The organism is Curvibacter lanceolatus ATCC 14669, assembly GCF_000381265.1.
Taxonomy (GTDB): Bacteria; Pseudomonadota; Gammaproteobacteria; order Burkholderiales; family Burkholderiaceae_C; genus Curvibacter; species Curvibacter lanceolatus.
This window is the reverse complement of the sequence record NZ_KB906317.1, coordinates 1-2,058: the sequence shown is the minus strand read 5'-3', so window position 1 is coordinate 2,058 and position 2,058 is coordinate 1. Positions and strand designations below refer to the sequence as shown.

The following is a 2,058-nucleotide window of genomic DNA, read 5'->3' as shown; positions in this document are numbered from 1 at the left end:
GAAAGGCTAAACAAACTTGGAAATAGCTGGTTCTCTCCGAAAACTATTTAGGTAGTGCCTCAAGTATTACCGTCGGGGGTAGAGCACTGTTTAGGCTAGGGGGTCATGGCGACTTACCAAACCTATGCAAACTCCGAATACCGACGAGTACAGCTTGGGAGACAGAGCACCGGGTGCTAACGTCCGGACTCAAGAGGGAAACAACCCAGACCGCCAGCTAAGGTCCCTAAAATTGGCTAAGTGGGAAACGAAGTGGGAAGGCTAAAACAGTCAGGATGTTGGCTTAGAAGCAGCCATCATTTAAAGAAAGCGTAATAGCTCACTGATCGAGTCGTCCTGCGCGGAAGATGTAACGGGGCTAAGCCAGTTACCGAAGCTGCGGATGTGCAATTTATTGCACGTGGTAGGAGAGCGTTCTGTAAGCCTGTGAAGGTGGGTTGTGAAGCCTGCTGGAGGTATCAGAAGTGCGAATGCTGACATGAGTAGCGTTAAAGCGGGTGAAAAGCCCGCTCGCCGTAAGCGCAAGGTTTTCTACGCAACGTTCATCGGCGTAGAGTGAGTCGGCCCCTAAGGCGAGGCAGAGATGCGTAGTTGATGGGAAACAGGTCAATATTCCTGTACCGATGTGTAGTGCGATGTGGGGACGGAGAAGGTTAACTCAGCCAACTGTTGGATATGTTGGTTCAAGCTTGTAGTCGTGCCTGGTAGGCAAATCCGCCGGGCTTAGATGAGGAGTGATAACGAGGCTGCTTGCAGCCGAAGTGAGTGATACCCTGCTTCCAGGAAAAGCCACTAAGCTTCAGCTACACACGACCGTACCGCAAACCGACACTGGTGCGCGAGATGAGTATTCTAAGGCGCTTGAGAGAACTCAGGAGAAGGAACTCGGCAAATTGATACCGTAACTTCGGGAGAAGGTATGCCCCAAGTAGGTGAACTCGTACAGAGGGAGCCCAAAGGGGTTGCAAAAAATCGGTGGCTGCGACTGTTTAATAAAAACACAGCACTCTGCAAACACGAAAGTGGACGTATAGGGTGTGACGCCTGCCCGGTGCTGGAAGATTAAATGATGGGGTGCAAGCTCTTGATTGAAGTCCCAGTAAACGGCGGCCGTAACTATAACGGTCCTAAGGTAGCGAAATTCCTTGTCGGGTAAGTTCCGACCTGCACGAATGGCGTAACGATGGCCACACTGTCTCCTCCTGAGACTCAGCGAAGTTGAAATGTTTGTGATGATGCAATCTCCCCGCGGAAAGACGGAAAGACCCCATGAACCTTTACTGTAGCTTTGTATTGGACTTTGAACAGATCTGTGTAGGATAGGTGGGAGGCTTTGAAGCGAGGTCGCTAGATCTTGTGGAGCCAACGTTGAAATACCACCCTGGTGTGTTTGAGGTTCTAACCTAGGTCCCTTATCGGGATCGGGGACAGTGCATGGTAGGCAGTTTGACTGGGGCGGTCTCCTCCCAAAGTGTAACGGAGGAGTTCGAAGGTACGCTAGGTACGGTCGGACATCGTGCTAATAGTGCAATGGCATAAGCGTGCTTAACTGCGAGACTGACAAGTCGAGCAGATGCGAAAGCAGGACATAGTGATCCGGTGGTTCTGTATGGAAGGGCCATCGCTCAACGGATAAAAGGTACTCTGGGGATAACAGGCTGATACCGCCCAAGAGTTCATATCGACGGCGGTGTTTGGCACCTCGATGTCGGCTCATCTCATCCTGGGGCTGTAGCCGGTCCCAAGGGTATGGCTGTTCGCCATTTAAAGAGGTACGTGAGCTGGGTTTAAAACGTCGTGAGACAGTTTGGTCCCTATCTTCCGTGGGCGCTGCAGATTTGAGGAAGCCTGCTCCTAGTACGAGAGGACCGGAGTGGACACACCTCTGGTGTATCGGTTGTCACGCCAGTGGCATTGCCGAGTAGCTATGTGTGGAAGAGATAACCGCTGAAAGCATCTAAGCGGGAAACTCGTTTCAAGATGAGATCTGCCGGGGGCTTGACCCCCCTAAAGAGTCGTTCAAGACCAGGACGTTGATAGGTCAGGTGTGGAAGCGCA

At 51.7% G+C, this 2,058-nt stretch carries 1 rRNA gene; it reads left to right on the top strand.

The annotated features are described in order from the left end of the window. A 23S ribosomal RNA gene (locus tag F624_RS0131895) occupies positions 1-2,058 on the top strand; the annotation flags it as partial.